Raw genomic sequence first — 18,868 nt, forward strand, 5'->3', positions numbered from 1 at the left:
GGACGGATCGATCAGCCCGCGGGCGGCATTCGCAGCACGATCTTTCCGACATGGCCGCCGGCTTCCATCCGGTCCTTCGCTTCCTGCAGCCTGGCGAAGTCGAAGACGCGGTCGACGTGCGGCTTGATCCGCCCCGCGGCAATGTGCGGCAGCACGTCGGCCACGAAGGCGGGCAGCGCCGCTGCGCGCTGCGCCTTGCTGCGCAGCTTGTTGGACACGCCGAACACGGCCAGCCGCTTCGCATGCAGGGCCGCCAGGTCGAGCTCGGCCTTCACCACGCCGTCGACATAGCCGACGGTGGCGAGCCGGCCTTCGAAGGCCATGGCGCGGATGTTTTCCGCGAACACCGTGCCGCCGACGGTGTTGATGACGATGTCGGCGCCGTGGTCCTGCGTCACCTCCAGCACGGCGGCCGCGAAGTCGGGTGTGCGCGTGCAGATCGCGACATCGAGCCCCAGGCTTTGCAGCAGCGCCAGCTTGTCGGCCGAGCCCGAGGTGCCGATCACCTTGGCGCCGAGCGCCTTGGCAAGTTGAAGCGAAGCCACGCCCACGCCGGAAGACACGCCGTTGATCAGCACCCAGTCGCCCGCGCGCAGCCGGCCTTGCAGCACGAGCATGTCGTACGACACCAGGAAGGTCAGCGCGACGCTGGCGGCCTCTTCCCACGACAGGCTGGCCGGCATGGCCATCGCCTCGATGTCTTCCATCAGCGCGTATTCGGCAAAAGCCCCTGCGCAGCGGCCCATCACCCGGTCGCCCGCGCGAAAGCGCGTGACCTCCGCGCCGACGGCAACGACCTCGCCGGCCCCCTCCCCGCCGATCGCCTTCCAGCTCCCGGCCTGGCCGTGCAGGCCATGGCCCGACACGAACTCACCGCGGTTGAGCGACGCGGCCCGCATGCGCACCAGCAGCTGGTTCGCTCCCGGCTGCGGCACAGCCGTGTCGCGTATTTCGAGGGCCGCGGCCTCGTCGCTCATCTGCATCCAGTACGACTGCATGGTGTTTGTCTCCTTGCTTCTTCTCAGCGTCCGGTGAAGACCGGCTTGCGCTTCTGCATGAAGGCGGTGCGGCCTTCGGTGTAGTCGGCGCTTTCGAAGCAGCCGCGGATCAGCGAGTTGCACAGCGCCAGGTCGAGCTCCGGCGAGGGCTTGAGGATTTCGCGCGTGATCGCCTTGCCCGCCGCAATGGTGAGCGGCGCGTTCTCCGCCATCGCGCCGGTGTATTCGGCGAGCAGTTGTTCCAGCCCATCCGGCTCGCTCACGCGCGTTACCAGGCCCAGTGCCTTGGCTTCGGCTGCATCGATGCGGCGGGCCGTGAAGAACAGGTCTTTCGCCGCGCCGGGGCCGATCAGGTCGACCAGGTTCTTCATCGCGGAGTAGCGGTAGCCCAGGCCGAGGCGCGCCGCCGGAATGGAGAACACCGCGTCCTGCGCCGCGATGCGGATGTCGCAGCTGATCGCCACGTTCACGCCGCCGCCGATGCAGTAGCCGCGGATGCAGGCGAGCGTGGGCTTGGGAAAGTCGTGGATGCTCATCAGCGCGTCTTCGGCCATGGCCTCGTAGCGGGCCACGGCCTCGCGCGCCGCGCGCATGTCCTCGAACTGCGAGATGTCGGCGCCCGAGACGAAGGCCTTCTCGCCCGCGCCCGAAAAGACGACCAGGCGCACACGGTCGTCGTCCTGCGCCACGCGCAGCAGATGCGGCACAGCCTCCCACATGTCGACCGACAGCGCGTTGTGCCGCGCGGGGTTGTTGAAGCGGATGTGCAGCGTGCTGGCGTCGAGCCAGGTCTGCACGCGTTCGGTGCTGGGTGCGTAGGTGGGGTTGGTCATGCTCTTCTCTTCAATAGACTCCGGTCGCTTTCATTCGGGCAAGCTCGTCCGGGCCGAGGCCCAGTTCGCCGAGGACTTCTTCCGTGTGTTCACCGCGCCGCGGCGCTGCGCGGGCGATGGTGCTGGGCGTGCGTTCGAGCTGCATCGGCTGGCCGACCAACCGCTGCGGGCCGAGGCGCGCCGAGACCACGTCCTTGACCATGCCGAGGTGCCGGATCTGCGGCTCCTCGAACACTTCGCGCATGTCGCTGATGAGGCCGCAGGCCACGCCGCCGGCGTTGAACTGCTCGATCCAGTGGCTGCAGTCCTGCGCGGCCAGCCGGCGGTCGATCTCGGCGTTGAGCGTGTCTCGGTTGACGGAGCGCGAAGCCTTGTCGTGATAGCGCGGGTCTTCGGTCCATTCCGGCGCGCCGAGGATCTGGCAGAAGCGCTCCCAGATCTTGGAGCCGAACACGGCGATGTTGAGATAGCCGTCGCGTGCCTTGTAGACGCCGGTCGGGATGCTGGTCGGGTGGAAGTTGCCCGCCTGCGTGCCGACTTCGCCGTCGATCAGGTAGCGCGAGGTCTGGAAATCCATCATGTAGACCATCGCCTCCAGCAGCGAGGTGTGCAGCCACTGGCCGCGGCCCGATGCTTCGCGCTCCAGCAGGGCCACGAGGATGCCCTGCGCCGCGAAGATGCCGGCGCAAAGGTCGGCAATCGGGATGCCGACGCGCACCGGGCCGTCGCCCGGCAGGCCGGTCACCGACATCAGGCCGCCCATGCCCTGCGCGATCTGGTCGAAGCCCGGTCGCTTGGCAAGCGGACCGCTCTGGCCGAAGCCCGAGATGCTGGCGTAGACCAGGCCCGGGTTGTCGGCCGAGAGCGTTTCGTAGTCGATGCCCAGGCGGAACTTCACGTCGGGCCTGAAGTTCTCGACCACCACGTCGGCACTGGCGATCAGGCGCTTCAGGGTGGCGACGCCCTCTTCTTCCTTCAGGTTGAGCGTGATCGAGCGCTTGTTGCGGTGGGTGTACTGGTAGTCGGAGCCGTCCTGCCCGCCAAGCGTGTCGTCGCCGCGCATGTGCTCGGGCATCTGCACCTGGATCACGTCGGCGCCCCAGTCGGCGAGCTGCCTGCAGGCCGTGGGCCCGGCGCGCACCTGGGTCAGGTCGATGACGCGAAAGCGTTGCAGGGCGGAAGAGGCAGGCAGATGGGGCATGCGGGCTCGATGAAGAAGGACCTTGAACGGGCCAGATTGTTTTCATCGACAACCCAAAGTGTCAACACTTTTATATAAACAGTGGACATTAAAGGCGGCAATCGTATACGATATTCCGGCAAACAAAGGATCTCCGCATGCTGCCCTGGCTCGCCGAACAGGCCTCCGATCACCTCTCGACCGTGCGCGACACCCCGCTCGCAAAGCTGGTGCGAGACGACATGCTGGCGATGATCCTGCGGGGCGAATTGAAGACCGGCCAGCGCATCAACGAGCCCGACGTTGCCGCCCGGCTCGGCGTTTCGCGGGTGCCGGTGCGCGAGGCCCTGCGCGAACTAGAAAGCACCGGACTCGTGGTCGCGCGCAAGCACGCCGGCGTCTTCGTGCGCGAGCCGACCAGCGACGAAGTGCACGACCTCTACGAGATGCGCGGCCTGCTCGACGGCTTTGCCGGGCGCCGCGCGGCGCGGCTGGCCGAGCCGGAACGCATCGCGCTGGCCGATGTGCTCGACGCCTCCATCGCCGCCATGAACGCGGCCTTTGCCGCCCACGACGTGCAGCGCTACTACCGCGAGAACCTCGCCTTCCACTGGGCCATCGTCGAGGCGGCGGGCAACCACGCGCTGGCCCAGACCTACCGGACGATCGTGCAGAAGCTGCACCTGTCGCGCCTGAAGAACCTCTCGCAGGACATGGGCATGCGCGCGTCGATCGCCGAGCACACGCGCATTGCCCGCGCGCTGCGCAAGGGCGACATCGCCCGCTGCGAAGACCTCATGGCGCGCCACGTGAGCGACGCCTACGACCGCCTGCAGAGCCGTCGCCACTGAACGCGCGGCGCAGCCGCTCTTGCCCGAACAACTACCAGGAGACATTCATGCAACGCCGCGCCTTCACACTGGCCATTCCTACTTCCGCATTCCTCGGGATGCACGGTCTTGCGCGTGCGCAGGACTTTCCGAACAAGCCCATCCGCTACATCGTGCCGGTCGCGGCCGGCGGCGGCAGCGACATGGTGGGCCGCACCGTCACCGAGCGCTGGGGCAAGCTGCTCAACCAGACCTTCATCGTCGACAACCAGGGCGGCGGAGGCGGCGTGATCGCCTCGCAGAACACCGCCCGCGCTCCGGCCGACGGCTACACGCTGATGCAGGGCTACGTCGCCACGCACGGCACCAGCCCCGCGACGCGCCAGGTGCCCTACGACCCCGTCAAGGACTTCACGCCGATCGGCATGATCGGCGGCACGCCCAACGTGCTGGTGGTCAACGCCGACCTGCCCGCGAAGGACTTCAGGCAGTTCGTCGAGTACGCGAAGGCCAACGCGGGCAAGCTCAGCTATGGCTCGGCCGGTGCGGGCTCGCTGACGCACCTGACGATGGAGCTCTTCAAGCAGCAGACCGACCTGCAGATGACGCACGTGCCGTATCGCGGCGTGGCGCCAGCCTTCAACGACCTGATGGGCGGCCAGACGCAGGCCATGTTCCCCGGCCTGGCCGCGGCAATGCCGCACATCAAGTCGGGCCGCGTGCGTCCGCTGGCAGTGACCGGCAAGGCGCGCCACCCACAGATCAAGGACGTGCCCACGCTCGAGGAGCTGGGCTTGAAAGGCTTCGACGCGATGCAGTGGTACGGCGTGGTCGGCCCGGCCAACATACCGCCCGCCGTCGTGAAGCTGCTCAACGACACGCTCAACACCGTGCTCAAGGCGCCCGATCTCAGCGAGAAGCTGGCGATCGAGGCCGTCGAGCCCATGCCCATGAGCGCGCAGCAGTTCGGCGACTACATCCGCGCCGACGTCGCGCGATGGACCCAACTCGCGCGCGACCGCAAGATCGAGCTCACGACCTGAAGCCCGCCACAGTTTTCCTTTTTTCCTTCCCAGCTATCCACCAAAGGCTTTCACACACATGGCCCGCAATACCCAGGTCGCCGCAGACCACAACGCACCTCCCATCACCCGCATCCTTGCCGAGTACGTCGCGGGCCATGCCTCGCGCGGCTGGAGCGACGCGGTGGACCACGAGGCGCACCGCACCTTCCTCAACTGGCTGGGCTGCGCCGTGGGCGCCGCGCGGCACGAAGCCGTCGAGGCCGCGCTGGCTGCCGTGCAGATGCTGCAGCCCGCACCGCAGGCCACCGTGCTCGGCCGCACGGAGAAAGTCGACATCGCGAACGCGGCGCTGCTCAACGGCATCAGCTCGCACACCTTCGATTTCGACGACACGCACCTGAAGACCATCATCCACCCCGCCGGCCCGGTGGCCTCCGCCGTGCTGGCGCTGGCCGAGCACACCGGTGCGAGCGGCCGCGCGGTGCTCGATGCGCTGGTGCTGGGCATCGACGTTGCCTGCCGCCTGGGCAACACCGTCTACCCCGAGCACTACGACCGCGGCTGGCACATCACCGGCACCACGGGCATGTTCGGCGCCGCGGCGGGTTGCGCGCGCCTGCTCGGCCTGGATGCGGACCGCACGGCGATGGCGCTCGGCATCGCCGCATCGCAGCCGGTCGGCCTGCGCGAGCAGTTCGGCACCATGACCAAGCCATTCCATCCGGGCGGCGCGGCGCGCGCCGGCCTGATGGCCGCACTGATGGCCCGGCACGGCTACACCGCGAGCCCGAAGGCGATCGAGGCGCCGCGCGGCTGGGCGCAGGTGGTGTCGACCAGGTACGCATGGAACGAAGTCACCGACGAGCTCGGCGAGCGTTTCGAGATTTCATTCAACAGCTACAAGCCCTTTGCCTGCGGCATCGTGATCCACCCGAGCATCGACGCCTGCGTGCAACTGCGCGAGCGCGGCATTGCACCGGAGCAGATCGAACGCATCGAGCTCAAGGTGCACTCGCTGGTGCTCGAACTCACGGGCAAGAAGGAGCCGGCCGACGGGCTGCAAGGCAAGTTCAGCGTGTACCACGGGTGCGCGGCCGGCCTGCTGTTCGGCCGCGCGGCCGAGGAAGAGTTCGCCGACGACATCGTGACGCGGCCCGACGTGGTCGCCCTGCGTCGCAAGGTGGTGGCCACGGTGGACGACAGCATCGACGAAGCCAGCGCCGACGTGACCGCGGTGCTGACCGATGGCCGCCGCGAGCACGTGTTCATCGAACACGCGATTGGCTCGCTGCAACGCCCCATGAGCGACGCGGACCTGGAGCGCAAGTTCCATGGACTGTCTGACGGCATCCTGGGCGCGGAGCGCACGAGCGAGCTTCTTGCGGCCTGCTGGTCGCTGGGCACTGCCGCCGATGTGCGCAGCCTTGTGGCGCTGGCCCGGCCCTGATACGGAGAACGGAGGCACGCATGAAACCGTCCGACCTTTCCCACGCCATCGCCCGCCGCGCCTTCTGCGCCGCGGGCGGACTCCTGCTGGCGGGCTGCGCCGGCACCAGGGCCAGCTCGCAGGCAGCCGCGGCGGCGGAGCTCGGCGGCACCGGCAAGCTGCGCGCCGCCATCAACTTCGGCAACCCGATCCTCGCCAGCCGCGGCGCGGGTGGCGTGCCGAGCGGCGTCTCGGTGGACCTTGCGCGCGAGGCGGCGCGCCGCCTCGGCCTGGCCGTCGAGCTGGTGCAGTTCAACTCCGCCGGCAACGTGGTCGAAGCCGTCAAGGCGCGGCAGGTCGACATGGCCTTTGTCGCCATCGACCCGGTGCGCGCGGCGGACATGGAATACACCGCGCCCTACGTGATCATCGAAGGCGCCTACCTGGTTCGCAACGGCTCGCCGCTGCAGCGCAACGCCGATGTCGACCGTGCGGGAACCCGCGTCGTGGTGGGCCGCGGCAGCGCCTACGACCTGTTCCTCACGCGCGAGCTGAAGGCCGCCACACTGGTGCGCGCGCCGACCTCGCCCGAGGTCACGAACCAGTTCCTGGCCCAGAACCTGGACGTGGCCGCCGGCGTGAAGCAGCAGTTGGAAGCGGATGCCGCGCGAGTGGGCGGCGTGCGCCTGCTGCCGGGCCGCTTCATGGTGATCGAGCAGGCCATGGGCGTGCCGAAGGGCCGGCTCGCTGCGCAGGCGTGGCTCAGCGATTTCATCGAGGAGATGAAGGCATCAGGCTTCGTTGGCGAGGCGCTGAAACGGCACGGCATCGAGGGCGCCGCCGTGGCGCCGCGCCTCGTAATACCGCGCGCTAGGCCGCCGGGGTCGGCCGCAGCAACCAGCGCACTTCCTGCGTCTGCTCGCTGTCGGGGTAGCGCGACTCCATCGTCGTCAGGATGGGCTGCGCCATGTCGGCCCGGCCCAGCCCCTGCACCAGCGCGCGGGCGGCCAGCTCGTAGGCCTGCGGAATCGCCTCGTTGCCGCGAAAGCGCTTGTCGAAGCCCGACAGCAGTGCCAGCGTGGCGTGCGCATCGCCGTTGCGCCATTCGGCGCGCGCCATCGCGATCACCATGGCGGCATCGTCGAGCGCGAAGGCCTTGTCCTTTTCCTTGCAGACCTTGAAGACCTTGAGCGCCTCCGAGGCCAGGTCGCGCCGCATCAGCAGCGGGATGAAGCGCCGCGCCTGATCGAGCATCGTGTCCTTCTTGTCGGGCATCAGCGCCAGCACGCGGTGGTAGCGGCGCTGCGCCGCGAGGTCGTCGGACGCGGCCGTGCGCTGGGCCTCGTAGGCCGAGCCCAATGCGGCGGCGAGGTCGCCCTCGGTGATCAGCTGCGCCACTTCTGCGTCCATGCGCTGCGCGGCGATCTGCTCGGGCGTGCGGCGGTCGACCGTGGCGCCGTCGCCCAGCTCGCTGCCCGGCACGGCGTCGAAGCCGAAGGCGTCGTGGTGCTGGAACATCACGTAGCCCAGCAGGCTCGCCATGACCCAGCCGAAGTAGATGAAGGCGAAGTTGATCACCGGCAGCGCGATGCGCCCGTCGAACATCGGCAGCAGCATCGACAGCGCCACCTGCGCGCCCGTGCTCAGCAGGAACAGGAAGAAGCACAGCAGCGCATACGGCCAGCCGATGATGCGCATCGCGTCCATCACGTTGCCAGGGTTCATCGCCTGGAAGAAGCTGGCCGACTGCACCAGCACGATCACCGCCGCCGGGAACGTGAACGACATGACGAACAGCCCCACCGTGCCGAGGATCGGCGCGTACCAGGCAAGCCAGCCGATGAGAAAGGCCTGCACCATCGTGATCGCGAACAGCTTCCACGGCAGGTAGGTCCAGTCGTCGCTGGACTCGCGGCCGAAGTCGGCTGAATCGCGGATGCCGCGCGCGCCCAGCGCAATGATCTTGAAGCCGTAGCGGCTGGCCGCCAGCATGATGCCGACCTCGATGACGAAGAGCGCCAGCGCGTCGGGCAAAAAGAAGATGGCGTCGAAGAACAGGCTGCAGAACGACAGCAGCAGCCCATAGGCCAGCGGCCGCATCTGGAACGGAAAGGCGAAGAAGCTGTTCAGGCGGTGCCAGAACGGCGGTGGCGGCGGCGCCGCATCCTTGACGACGATCATGGCAACGACCCCCTGTTTTTATGGATTCGCTTACTTGCGGAAGAAATCGCTCTGGCTCATGGCGCCCCGGCCGCCCAGGCGCACCACGGTGGCCTCTTCGGCATGCACCAGGCGCATCTGGCCCAGCTCGCTCTCCAGACGCTGCGTGAAGCTGGTCTTGAGCTGAATGACCGACTCGCCCATCTGCAGCACGCTGGTGCCCTTGACGATGGCGCTCTTGCGGTTGGGCGCCACTTCGACGGAATCGATGTGGTAGTCGTAGTCGAGGGTGAGGATGCCGCCCATCTGGTCGCCGACGCGGCGCAGGATCTCGAAGGTCTTGTGCTGCGCCTCGCAGGCCTCGTCGCGGTTGTGCGAGGTCTCTTCCGTGCGGCCCATCATGGTCGTCTTGCTGTCGATGACGGCCTTGCGGCTGAGCTGCTTGCACAGCTTGTCGGCGTCGCGGGCGGCAATGGCGCGCGCTTCCTTCTGGTAGTAGTCGCGCACCACCGGCTCGTCGAGCTTGCGACCGCCGATAAAGAAATACCACGCGCCCACGCAGAGCACGATCGCAATCGCAATTTGCTTCATTTCCCCGCTCGCGCGTGTGCGCGTCCCTCTAAATTTTGCGGGCAGTATACGTTGCCGAATGTTTCCTAAAGACTGCATTCGACCTGAAATCGGGCCTGCAGCATGAATCCGGCCACCCGGGCGCCCCGTATATCTGGCATGTGCATCGATGCCCCACAATCCGCGGATGCCAGCTCCCAGCCCCGACGCCGAACTGATGGCGCTGATCGACCGCATCGGCCATCGCGACGAAGCCGCCCTGCGCCAGCTCTACGACCGCACCTCGCCCAGGCTGATGGGCCTGGCGATGCGCGTCGTGCGGCAGCGCGAATGGGCCGAGGACGTGCTCCAGGAGGCCTTCCTGACTGTCTGGCGAGTCGCTGGCGACTATCGCGCCTCGCTCAGCCCGCCGCTGGCGTGGCTCGGGCTGATCGTGCGCAGCCGGGCGCTCGACCTGCTGCGCCGCCGCACCGCCGACCGCGCCCAGCTGACCCAGGAATTCGACGAGCTCATGGCCGACCAGCTCGAATCGGACGCGCCCAACCCGGCCGACACCGCCGATGCGAGCGAGCAGGCCTGGGCGCTGCACCAGTGCCTGAGCCAGCTAGAGGGCCGCCAGCGCGAGGTGGTCAGCCTGGCCTACCTGCGCGACATGAGCCACGGCGAGCTGGCCGAGCAACTGAAGCTGCCGCTCGGCACGGTCAAGACGTGGATCCGGCGCGGGCTGGAAAAGCTGCGCGTCTGCATGGGGCGCTTTGCGTGAGAGCGACGATGAACAAGGCAGCCTCCCAATGAACCTCATCGCCCACCCCGAACTGCTCGAACTGCTGGCCGCGAGCCATGCGCTCGGCACGCTGCGCGGCGGCGCCCGACGCCGCTTCGAAGCCCTGGCCCGCGAACAGGCGCCGGTGCGCGCCGCCGCGCTGGTCTGGCAAGGCCGGCTCGCGGGCATGACCGAGCTGCAAACCTCGGTCGCGCCCGACCCGGCCGTGTGGACCCGCATCCGCAACATGATCGACGCCGAGCAGTCGGCACTCGCCATCGAACGGCAACGCGATGCCGCCAATGCCAAGGCCGACAGCGAGCCGCGCCAAGGCGGCTGGCTGCGCAGCCTCACGCTGTGGCGCGGCGCCACCGCCGCCGGCGCGCTGGCCACGGTGCTGGCCGTGGCGGTCGGCCTGAACCTGCGCGACCAGCTGCACAACGCCCCGGCGGTGCAGTACGTGGCCGTGCTGAGCGACGACAAGGACGCAGCCTCGATGCTCGTGACCTTCGACCCCAAGAAAAAGCAGCTGGTGCTTCAGCGCGTGGGCGGCTTCAATGAAGGCAACGACAAGTCGCTGCAGCTCTGGGCCCTGCCGCCGGGCGGCGCGCCGCGATCGCTGGGTGTGCTCGACAACGCCCCGGGCCTGCGCCTCGCGGCATCGGAGTCCGACGTGCATGCCGTGCCTGCGCTGGCCATCACGCTCGAAGCCAAGGGCGGCGTCCCGCCGGGCAGCGGGCCGAAAGGACCGGTCCTGTTCAAGGGCGCGCTCATCGAGAAAACCATCTAGGCGAGACCCGGCTGTCAACGATCACGGCCCCTTGGGCGTCGTGATGGAAAATCCGCCTACCGCTCGCTCCCCGCCCTTCTTCCGTTCTTCCGATGCATTCGATGAAAACCGCGCTGGCCGCGATCGCCCTGCTCGCCGCAGCGCTCACAGCGCACGCCCAGTCCAGCTTCTTCCCCCAGGAATCCGAGACGGCCGCTGCCGAGGCCGCGGCCGCGCGCGACTACCTGGCCGCCAAGGACCGCTGGCACAACGAGCTCGCGGCTTTTGCGCGCGCCGACCAGGAACGCTTTCCCGCGCCCGGCGGCGTGGTGTTCGTCGGCAGTTCCACGGTGCGCATGTGGACCCGCCTGCAGCAAGATTTCGCGCGCGTGCCCGGCGGCGTGATCAACCGCGGCTTCGGCGGCTCGACGCTGCAAGACTGCAGCCTCTTCGCGCGCGACCTCGTGGTGCGCTACAAGCCCCGGCAGGTGATGGTCTATGCGGGCGACAACGACCTGGCCGAGGGCCGCACGCCGCTGCAGGTGCTCGACAGCTTCGCGCGCTTTGCCAACGCGGTGCGCGCCGAGCTGCCGGATGCGCGCATCAGCTTCATCTCGGTCAAGCCCAGCCCCTCGCGCGAGCAGTTGATGCCGCAGATCCGCGAGACCAATCACGTGATCTCGGCCTACCTGAACCTGCTGCCCAACAGTGAGTTCATCGATATCTACACGCCGATGCTCGGCGCGGATGGCCGCCCGCGCATGGAGCTGTTCCGGGGCGACAGGCTGCACATGACGGACGAGGGCTACCGGCTCTGGCACTCGGTGATCGCGCCGCACCTGCCTGTTCCGCCCGCGCCGCCGACGGCCAGCCTGCCCTGAACCTGGGCGCTCAGGCCGGCGCGGGCTCCGACGGCACGTCGTCCGCCGGCGGCGGCACGTCCGCCCCACGCGTGAAACGCGCCACGAAGTACATCCCCGAGAACACCGCCAGCAGCAGCAGGCCGTCGCCCCACCATGGCCGCGCCGTCTGGCTGTCGCCGTAGAAGGCCAGCACCAGCAGCACCGCCACCAGGTGCGCGCAGAACACCGGCAGCGAGGCCGAGCCCATCGCCTCCAGCCAGCGTAGCCGCGGAATGCGCCGCATCAGCCAGGGCCCGAAGCGCACCGCCAGGATGCCCAGCGCCACCAGGTTCACCAGCCGCAGCGGCCCGAGCTGCCATTTGTCGAACAGCAGGTTCAGCTCCACGTCGCCGCCGAACGGCGCCTGCCCGTTGATGCCGGTGTGGCGCCAATAGACGCCGTACAGCGCGATGCCCGCCGCCAGCACCAGCAGCCACGCCGGAAAGCGCAGCGGCCGGGCTTCCGGCCCGTTGCGGGTGGCGCCGATGCACAGCCCCGCGAACCACAGGAACTGCCAGGCGTAGGTGTTGAACGCGCCCATCTCGTGGAACGGCACCGGCACACCCAGGTAGCGCTCTGCCAGCCCGTAGACCCATTCGCTGAGCCCGAACTGCGCCGCCGCCCACACGGTCGCGCTTGCCACCATCACCCAGGTCCAGCCATGGCGCATGGCGAAGGCCAGCACCCAGGGGCTCAAAAGCATGAAAAAGATGTACATCGGCAGGATGTCGAGCAGCGCCGGCTCGTAGATGAGCAGCAGCCCGAACAGGAAGCCCTCACGCGGCTCCGCCAGGTAGTAAGACACCAGGTTCTTCACGGCCGGCTGGTCGATGTGCAGCCCCACCGCCGCGATCACCGTGAACAGGAACAGCAGGATCGCCGCCTGGCACAGGTAGACCTTCAGCACGCGCCGCCAGAAGGCCTGGCGCATCGAATCGACCCCGCGCAGATAGCCGATGCGGCTGTACACCAGCCCGGCCACGAAGGCCGACAACAGCACGAAGCCCTCTGCCGCCGAAACGAACCCGAAAGGCTGGCCCAGCGGATCGGTCAGCCGGGTGGGAAGGTGGGTGACGGTCATCAGCACGAGCATCAGCCCGCGCAAGGCGTCTATTTCCCAGTAGCGTTTCATCGGTCGGCGGCGAGGTCTTGGTGGCGGTCCGCGCGGCGCACGCACGACAGCGGCTGATTGTAAGAAGGCCGGTGTAAAGACGTTCCGGGGTGCGCGCGAATGACACCGTCGTAGTGAGCGCACCTCCGGACAGCGCCGACGGCCTATGACTGTTGGCACTGCCGAAGCGTCGCGCAAATCGGCTACGCTGCGCGCTGCCTCAAGGTGGAGATACAAAAAAGTGAACCGTTTCCTTCCAACATTGCTCCTGGCCGGCGGCGTCCTCATGGCCGGCCCGGGCTTTGCCCTCCAGATCACCAGCCTCACGCCCCAGGGCGAGGTCGCGCGCGTACGCCAGGTCGTTGCCAAGTTCGACCAGGCCGCCGTCAACTTCGGCGACCCCAAGGCCCCCGCCCCGCTCACGGTGAGCTGCACCGACGCGCAGGCCGCCAAGGGCACGGGCCGCTGGACCGACGCCAAGGCCTGGGTCTACGACTTCGAGAACGACCTGCCGCCCGGCGTGCGCTGCACGGTCACCCGCATTCCCACCTTCAAGCCCGCCAGCGGCGAGCTGACCGGCCCCGAGCGCTACCAGTTCAACACCGGCGGCCCCTTCGTGCGCAACTACATGCCGGGCAGCTACAGCCGCATCGACGAACAGCAGATGTTCGTGCTCGAGCTCAACGGCGCGGCCACGCTCGACAGCGTGCGCCAGAACATCTGGTGCGCCGCCGACGGCGTGGGCGAGCGCATTCCCGTCAAGCTGCTCGACGGCGAGCAGCGCGCAGGCCTGCTCAAGGCCTTCGGCCGCGACAAGGCGGCCGAGAAAGACCCGCTGCGCTTCGTCACCATGCAGTGCAACCGCACGCTGACGCCCGGCGCCAAGGTGCAGGTCGTCTACGGCAAGGGCGTGGCCACGCCTTCCGGCGTGCCCAACAACGTGGAACGCCGCCTCGACTTCCAGGTGCGCGAGCCCTTCGCCGTCTCGTTCACCTGCGAGCGCGAGAACGCGCAGGCCGCCTGCCTGCCGCTGCGCCCGATGCAGCTGACGTTCAATGCACCGGTCACGCGCAAGCTGGCCGCGCAGATCCAGCTCAAGGGCGACAAGACCATCAAGGCCAAGCTCGAGAACGAGGGCGGCACGCAGAGCGACGATGACGTGGTCAACGGCGTGAGCTTCGAGCCGCCGCTGGCCGAGAGCACTCAATACAGCATCGAGCTGCCCTCCAAGTTCGAGGACGCCTCGGGCCGCCCGCTGGCTTCGCCCGGCACCTTCCCGCTGAAGGTGGCGACCGGCATGATGCCGCCGCTGGCCAAGTTCGCCGCCTCGCCCTTCGGCGTGGTCGAGCGACTGGCCGAGCCCGACACCCCGGCCATGATGCCGGTCACCGTGCGCCGCGTGGAGCCGAAGCTGATGGTGAACGCCCTCACGCCCGGCAAGGTGAGCGACATGAACCCGAAGACCGACGCGGAAATCATCGCGTGGTTCCGCAAGGTGCGCCGCTACGACAGCTTCACCATCTCGCGCGAGCAAGCCCGAAAGGACGTGAAGGGCCCGCTGCCGCCGGTCATCGACAAGGACGACCGCACCACGCTGCAAACGCGCATGCTGTCGCTGCTGGCGGGCCAGTCGGGCGTGAAGGCGCTCGACATGCCCAAGTCGGACGCCGGCGATCCGCGCCCCTTCGAAGTCATCGGCATTCCGCTGACTCCCGGCTTCCACGTGCTGGAAATCGCCTCGCAGAAACTCGGCGAGGCGCTGCTCGATGAGCGCTACAACGCCGGCCGCACGATGTACGTGCGCACCACCGCGCTGGCCACCAACCTGGCCGTGCACTTCAAGCTGGGCCGCGAGAACTCGATGGCCTGGGTGACCACGCTCGACAAGGGCAAGGTCGTGGCCGGCGCCGAAGTGCGCGTGTCCGGCTGCGACGGCAAGGCCGTGGCCAGCGGCACCACCGATGCGAACGGCATCGTCATGCTGAACGGCGTGTCGCCGCAGCCGCCGTCGTGCAACGGCCCGAACGAATACGAAACGGGCGCCTGGTTCGTCAGCGCCCGCGCCAAGGACGACAAGGGCGTCGAAGACCTCGCCTTCACCTGGAGCGACTGGCAGCGCGGCATCGAGCCCTGGCGCTTCAACGTGCCGACCAACCTGCAGGCCGAACCCGATCGCGTCGCCCACACCATCTTCGATCGCACGCTGCTGCGCGCCGGCGAAACGGTGTCGATGAAGAGCCTGATCCGCACGCAGACCAGCAAGGGCTTCGGCCTGCCGGAGAACCGGCCCGACACCCTCGTCATTACCCACACGGGCAGCGGCCAGCGCTTCACGCAGCCGCTGAACTGGCGCAAGACGGCCACCGGCGGCCTGAGCGCGGAGAACACATTCCCCATTCCACCGGCAGCCAAGCTCGGCGTGTACGAGGTGATGCTGCGCACCGGCAAAGGCAAGGATGCCAACGGAGAAGGCGAGTCCGACGGCGACGAGGACTACGCCCGCAGCTTCAGCACCGGCATGTTCCGCGTCGAGGAATTCCGCCTGCCCGTGCTCGAAGGCCGCATCTCGCCCACCGAGAAGAAGCCGCTGGTGGCAGCCACCAGCGTGCCCACCGACGTGCAGATCAACTACGTTGCCGGTGGCGGCGCCGCCAACCTGCCGGTGCGCGTGTCGGCCATGGTGCGCGGCAAGGCCCTGAGCTTCTCCGACTACGACGCCTTCAGCTTCAACCCGCCGCGCGCCACGCAGGGCGACGGCACCGAGGCCGCCACACCGGCCGCGGACACGAGCGCCGGCGAGGAAGACCTCAACAGCGTGAACGACACCCGCGTGATCGCCGACAAGCTGCCGCTCACGCTGAACAAGGACGGCGGCGGCAAGGTCACCATCGACAAGGTGCCCAAGGTCAAGGCCGCGCGCGAGCTGCTGCTCGAAGCCACGTACGCCGACCCGAACGGCGAGGTGCAGACCATCCGCAGCACGCAGACGCTGTGGCCCGCATCCGTCATCGCCGGCATCAAGACCGAGGGCTGGGTTTCCACCGCCCAGAAGCTGAAGTTCCAGGCGCTCGCGCTCGACCTCACGGGCAAGCCCCAGGCCAACGTAACGCTCAACGTGCGCGCCGTGGCGCGCATCACCACCACCAGCCGCAAGCGCATGGTGGGCGGCTTCTACACCTACGACAACAAGACCGAGACCAAGGACATCGGCACCGTCTGCAGCGGCAAGAGCGACGCACGCGGCCTGCTGCTGTGCGAGTCGGAGCTGAAGGAAGCCGGCGAAGTCGAACTCATTGCCAGCGCCACCGACAGCGACGGCCGCGACGCCAAGGCCGTGAGCTCCGTCTACGTGACGAAGCAGGGCGAGCTCTGGTTCGGCGGCGAGGACAACGACCGCATCGACGTGCTGCCCGAGAAGAAGAGCTACCAGCCCGGCGAAGTCGCCAAGTTCCAGGTGCGCAGCCCCTTCCGCTTCGCGACCGCGCTGGTCGCGGTGGAACGCGAAGGCATCATCGAAACGCACGTGGTGCAGCTCGACGGCAAGGACCCGACCGTCACCCTGCAGGTCAAGCCCGAGTGGGGCCCGAATGCCTACGTGAGCGTGCTCGCCCTGCGCGGCCGCCTGCGCGAAGTGCCGTGGTACAGCTTCTTCACCTGGGGCTTCAAGTCGCCGCGCGAGTGGTGGACGGCCTTCTGGTACGAAGGCAAGGAATACGTGGCGCCGACCGCCATGGTCGACCTGAGCAAGCCGGCCTACCGCCTCGGCATGGCCGAGATCCGCGTCGGCACGCGCGCCCACCAGCTCGACGTGACCGTCACCAGCGACAAGCCCAGCTACCCGATCCGCAGCAAGGCGCAGGTCACCATCAGCGCGAAGCTGCCCGACGGCAAGCCGGCGGCAGGTGCCGAAGTGGCGCTGGCCGCGGTCGACCAGGCCCTGCTGGAGCTGATGCCCAACGACAGCTGGAACCTGCTCAACGCCATGCTGCAGCGACGCAGCTGGGGCGTGAGCACCTCCACCGCGCAGATGGAAATCGTCGGCCGGCGCCACTACGGGCGCAAGGCCGTGCCCGCGGGCGGTGGCGGCGGCAAGGGCCAGACGCGCGAACTGCTCGACACCCTGCTGGTGTGGAACCCGAAAGTGGTGCTCGATGCCAACGGCCAGGCCGTGGTGACGGTGCCGCTGAACGACGCGCTCACCACCTTCAAGATCGTGGCGGTGGCCGATTCGGGCACCAGCCTGTTCGGCACCGGCCAGGCCAGCATCCAGGCCACGCAGGATCTGCAGATCATCAGCGGCCTGCCGCCGCTGGTGCGCGAGGACGACCAGTTCCGCGCGCAGATCACGCTGCGCAACACCACGCAGAAGCCGATGAAGGTCGAGGCCACGCCGCGCGCCACCCTGCTCACGCTGGAGCCGCAGACCGTGGACATTCCGGCCGGCGAGGCGCGTGAAGTGGCATGGACCGTGACCGCGCCCGCGCAGCTCGCGCAGACGCGCGCCGAAGCCATCCTGTGGGAGATCGAGGCGAAAGACATCATCAGCGGCGCGCAAGGTGCGAGAGATGCGCTCAAGGTGCGCCAGCGCATCGTGCCTTCGGTGCCGCTCACGGTGCAGCAGGCCACGCTGGTGCAGGTCGATGGGCCGTTCACGCTCGACGTGGCACCGCCCGCCGACGCCCTCCCCGGCCGCGGCGGCCTCAAGCTGTCTCTGCAGCCCAAGCTGGCCGAAGGCCTGCCAGGCGTGCGCGACTGGTTCGCGAACTACCCCTTCATCTGCCTCGAACAGAAGACCAGCAAATCGGTCGGCCTGCGCGACGCGAAGATGTGGCAGGGCGTGCTGGCCCAGCTGCCGACGTACCTCGACAGCGACGGCCTGGCCAACTACTTCCCGCCGCGCGACGGCGAGGCCAACCGCGGCAGCGACATCCTCACGTCGTACCTGCTCGCGGCGACGAACGAGGCCGCGCAGCTCAACCCGGCCTTCGCGCTGGCCGACGACGTGCGCGCACCGATGGAGTCGGGCCTGATCGCCTTCGTCGAAGGCCGCATCACGCGCGAGTTCTGGAGCCCGCGCAAGGACCTCGACGTGCGCAAGCTCGCCGCGCTCGAAGCGCTCTCGCGCTACGGCAAGGCCAAGGGCAGCATGCTCGGCAGCATCACCATCGCGCCGAACCAGTGGCCCACCAGCGCGGTGATCGACTGGCTCAACATCCTCAAGCGCGTGAACGACGTGCCGCAGCGCCAGCAGCGCCTGGACGAAGCCAACAACGTGCTGAAGGCCCGCCTCTCATACCAGGGCACCAAGCTGATCTTCAGCACCGAGCAGGACGACTACTGGTGGTGGCTGATGACCAACGGCGACGTCAACACCGCCCGCCTGCTGCTCAGCGTGATGGACGACCCGAGCTGGAAGGACGACATCGGCAAGCTCGCCAACGGCTTCATCGGCCGTCAGCAGAACGGCGCATGGCACACCACCACCGCCAACCTGTGGGGCGGGCTGGCGCTGGAGAAGTTCAGCAAGGTGTTCGAAAGCACGCCGGTGGCCGGCGTCACTGCCGCCACGCTCGGTGCAGTGAAGGCCCAGGTCAACTGGAGCCAGGTCGAACGCGTGAAGACCAGCGACCCGGCCGGTGCACCGAACCAGACCACCTTCTTCGGCGCGCCCGCATCGCCGGGCAACCTGAAGAACAACACGATGTTCCTGCCGTGGGCAGCATCGCCGTCGGGCGCACCGGTGCGCGACACCCTGCTGGTAACGCAGCAAGGCACCGGCAAGCCGTGGCTAACGCTGCAGTCGATTGCCGCCGTGCAGCTGAAGGCGCCGTTCGCGGCCGGCTACGCCATCAAGAAGACCATCACGCCGGTCGAGCAGGCCACCGCCGGCAAGTACACGCGCGGCGACGTGCTGCGCGTGACGCTGGAGGTGAACGCCAGCGCCGACATGACCTGGGTCGTCATCAGCGACCCGATTCCTGGTGGTGCCACCATCCTCGGCGGCGGCCTCGGCCGCGACTCGCAGATCGCCACCCAGGGCGAGAAGAAGTCGGGCGCCGGCTGGGCCGCCTTCGAGGAACGCAGCTTCGAGGCCTTCCGCAGCTACTACGAGTACCTGCCCAAGGGCGTGGTGAAGATGGAATACACCGTGCGCCTGAACAACGTCGGCGACTTCGCGCTGCCGCCAAGCCGCGTCGAGGCGATGTACGCGCCGGAGATGTTCGGCGAGGCGCCGAATGCACGGGTGAAGGTGGAGGCGGCGAAGTAACAATTTAGCGGTCATCGCTTCTTCACCGGCGGT

13 protein-coding genes and 1 pseudogene are annotated in these 18,868 nt (G+C 68.3%); 8 read left to right on the forward strand and 6 right to left on the reverse strand.

The window, feature by feature from the left end; genetic code table 11:
* Window positions 1-11: 11 nt before the first annotated feature.
* The 3 genes from ACZYSP_RS10305 to ACZYSP_RS10315 are packed head-to-tail and all read right to left on the reverse strand — an operon-like array spanning window position 12 to window position 3,032.
* Window positions 12-998, reverse strand: a complete 987-nt coding sequence (locus ACZYSP_RS10305) for a zinc-binding dehydrogenase (protein WP_093075628.1) — start codon at window positions 996-998, stop codon at window positions 12-14.
* 23 nt (window positions 999-1,021) lie between these two features.
* Window positions 1,022-1,831: an enoyl-CoA hydratase gene (locus tag ACZYSP_RS10310; protein WP_093075630.1), complete on the reverse strand. Its 810-nt coding sequence runs from the start codon at window positions 1,829-1,831 to the stop codon at window positions 1,022-1,024.
* Window positions 1,832-1,841: 10 nt separating this feature from the next.
* Window positions 1,842-3,032, reverse strand: a complete 1,191-nt coding sequence (locus tag ACZYSP_RS10315) for a CaiB/BaiF CoA transferase family protein (protein WP_093075631.1) — start codon at window positions 3,030-3,032, stop codon at window positions 1,842-1,844.
* A gap of 137 nt (window positions 3,033-3,169) precedes the next feature.
* Here ACZYSP_RS10315 and ACZYSP_RS10320 point away from each other — a divergent pair, with 137 nt between their 5' ends.
* From ACZYSP_RS10320 to ACZYSP_RS10335, 4 genes and pseudogenes are all read left to right on the forward strand, one after another.
* Window positions 3,170-3,862, forward strand: coding sequence for a GntR family transcriptional regulator (locus ACZYSP_RS10320; protein ID WP_093075633.1), 693 nt, complete (start codon window positions 3,170-3,172; stop codon window positions 3,860-3,862).
* 47 nt (window positions 3,863-3,909) lie between these two features.
* Window positions 3,910-4,884, forward strand: coding sequence for a Bug family tripartite tricarboxylate transporter substrate binding protein (locus tag ACZYSP_RS10325; protein ID WP_093049305.1), 975 nt, complete (start codon window positions 3,910-3,912; stop codon window positions 4,882-4,884).
* 58 nt (window positions 4,885-4,942) lie between these two features.
* Window positions 4,943-6,313: an MmgE/PrpD family protein gene (locus ACZYSP_RS10330; RefSeq protein WP_093075635.1), complete on the forward strand. Its 1,371-nt coding sequence runs from the start codon at window positions 4,943-4,945 to the stop codon at window positions 6,311-6,313.
* 20 nt (window positions 6,314-6,333) lie between these two features.
* A pseudogene (locus tag ACZYSP_RS10335) lies at window positions 6,334-7,143 on the forward strand (ABC transporter substrate-binding protein); the annotation flags it as partial.
* Window positions 7,144-7,162: 19 nt separating this feature from the next.
* Here the strand turns inward: ACZYSP_RS10335 and ACZYSP_RS10340 are convergent.
* Together ACZYSP_RS10340 and ACZYSP_RS10345 are read right to left on the reverse strand one after the other, a co-directional pair.
* A complete protein-coding gene (locus tag ACZYSP_RS10340; protein WP_093075636.1) occupies window positions 7,163-8,473 on the reverse strand; it encodes a hypothetical protein in 1,311 nt (436 codons plus the stop codon).
* 30 nt (window positions 8,474-8,503) lie between these two features.
* Entirely contained in the window at window positions 8,504-9,043 is a 540-nt protein-coding gene (locus ACZYSP_RS10345; protein ID WP_489014088.1) for a hypothetical protein, read from the reverse strand.
* 166 nt (window positions 9,044-9,209) lie between these two features.
* Between ACZYSP_RS10345 and ACZYSP_RS10350 the strand changes: the two genes are divergently transcribed.
* From ACZYSP_RS10350 to ACZYSP_RS10360, 3 genes are all read left to right on the forward strand, one after another.
* Window positions 9,210-9,785, forward strand: a complete 576-nt coding sequence (locus tag ACZYSP_RS10350) for an RNA polymerase sigma factor (protein ID WP_371127341.1) — start codon at window positions 9,210-9,212, stop codon at window positions 9,783-9,785.
* A gap of 28 nt (window positions 9,786-9,813) precedes the next feature.
* The gene (locus tag ACZYSP_RS10355) at window positions 9,814-10,575 is read left to right on the forward strand and encodes an anti-sigma factor (protein WP_093075638.1); all 762 of its coding nucleotides are present in this window, start codon (window positions 9,814-9,816) and stop codon (window positions 10,573-10,575) included.
* 101 nt (window positions 10,576-10,676) lie between these two features.
* Window positions 10,677-11,435 carry an SGNH/GDSL hydrolase family protein gene (locus ACZYSP_RS10360; protein ID WP_093050382.1) on the forward strand — a complete coding sequence of 253 codons (759 nt, stop codon included), beginning with the start codon at window positions 10,677-10,679 and terminating at the stop codon, window positions 11,433-11,435.
* Window positions 11,436-11,445: 10 nt separating this feature from the next.
* Here the strand turns inward: ACZYSP_RS10360 and opgC are convergent, their stop codons facing one another.
* Window positions 11,446-12,588, reverse strand: coding sequence for an OpgC domain-containing protein (gene opgC, locus ACZYSP_RS10365; RefSeq protein WP_093049285.1), 1,143 nt, complete (start codon window positions 12,586-12,588; stop codon window positions 11,446-11,448).
* A 265-nt stretch (window positions 12,589-12,853) separates the two neighbouring features.
* Between opgC and ACZYSP_RS10370 the strand changes: the two genes are divergently transcribed.
* On the forward strand, window positions 12,854-18,835 hold the full coding sequence (locus ACZYSP_RS10370; protein WP_371258802.1) for an alpha-2-macroglobulin family protein: 5,982 nt from the start codon (window positions 12,854-12,856) through the stop codon (window positions 18,833-18,835).
* Window positions 18,836-18,868: the final 33 nt, after the last annotated feature.

Source organism: Variovorax sp. F042 (genome assembly GCF_057814215.1).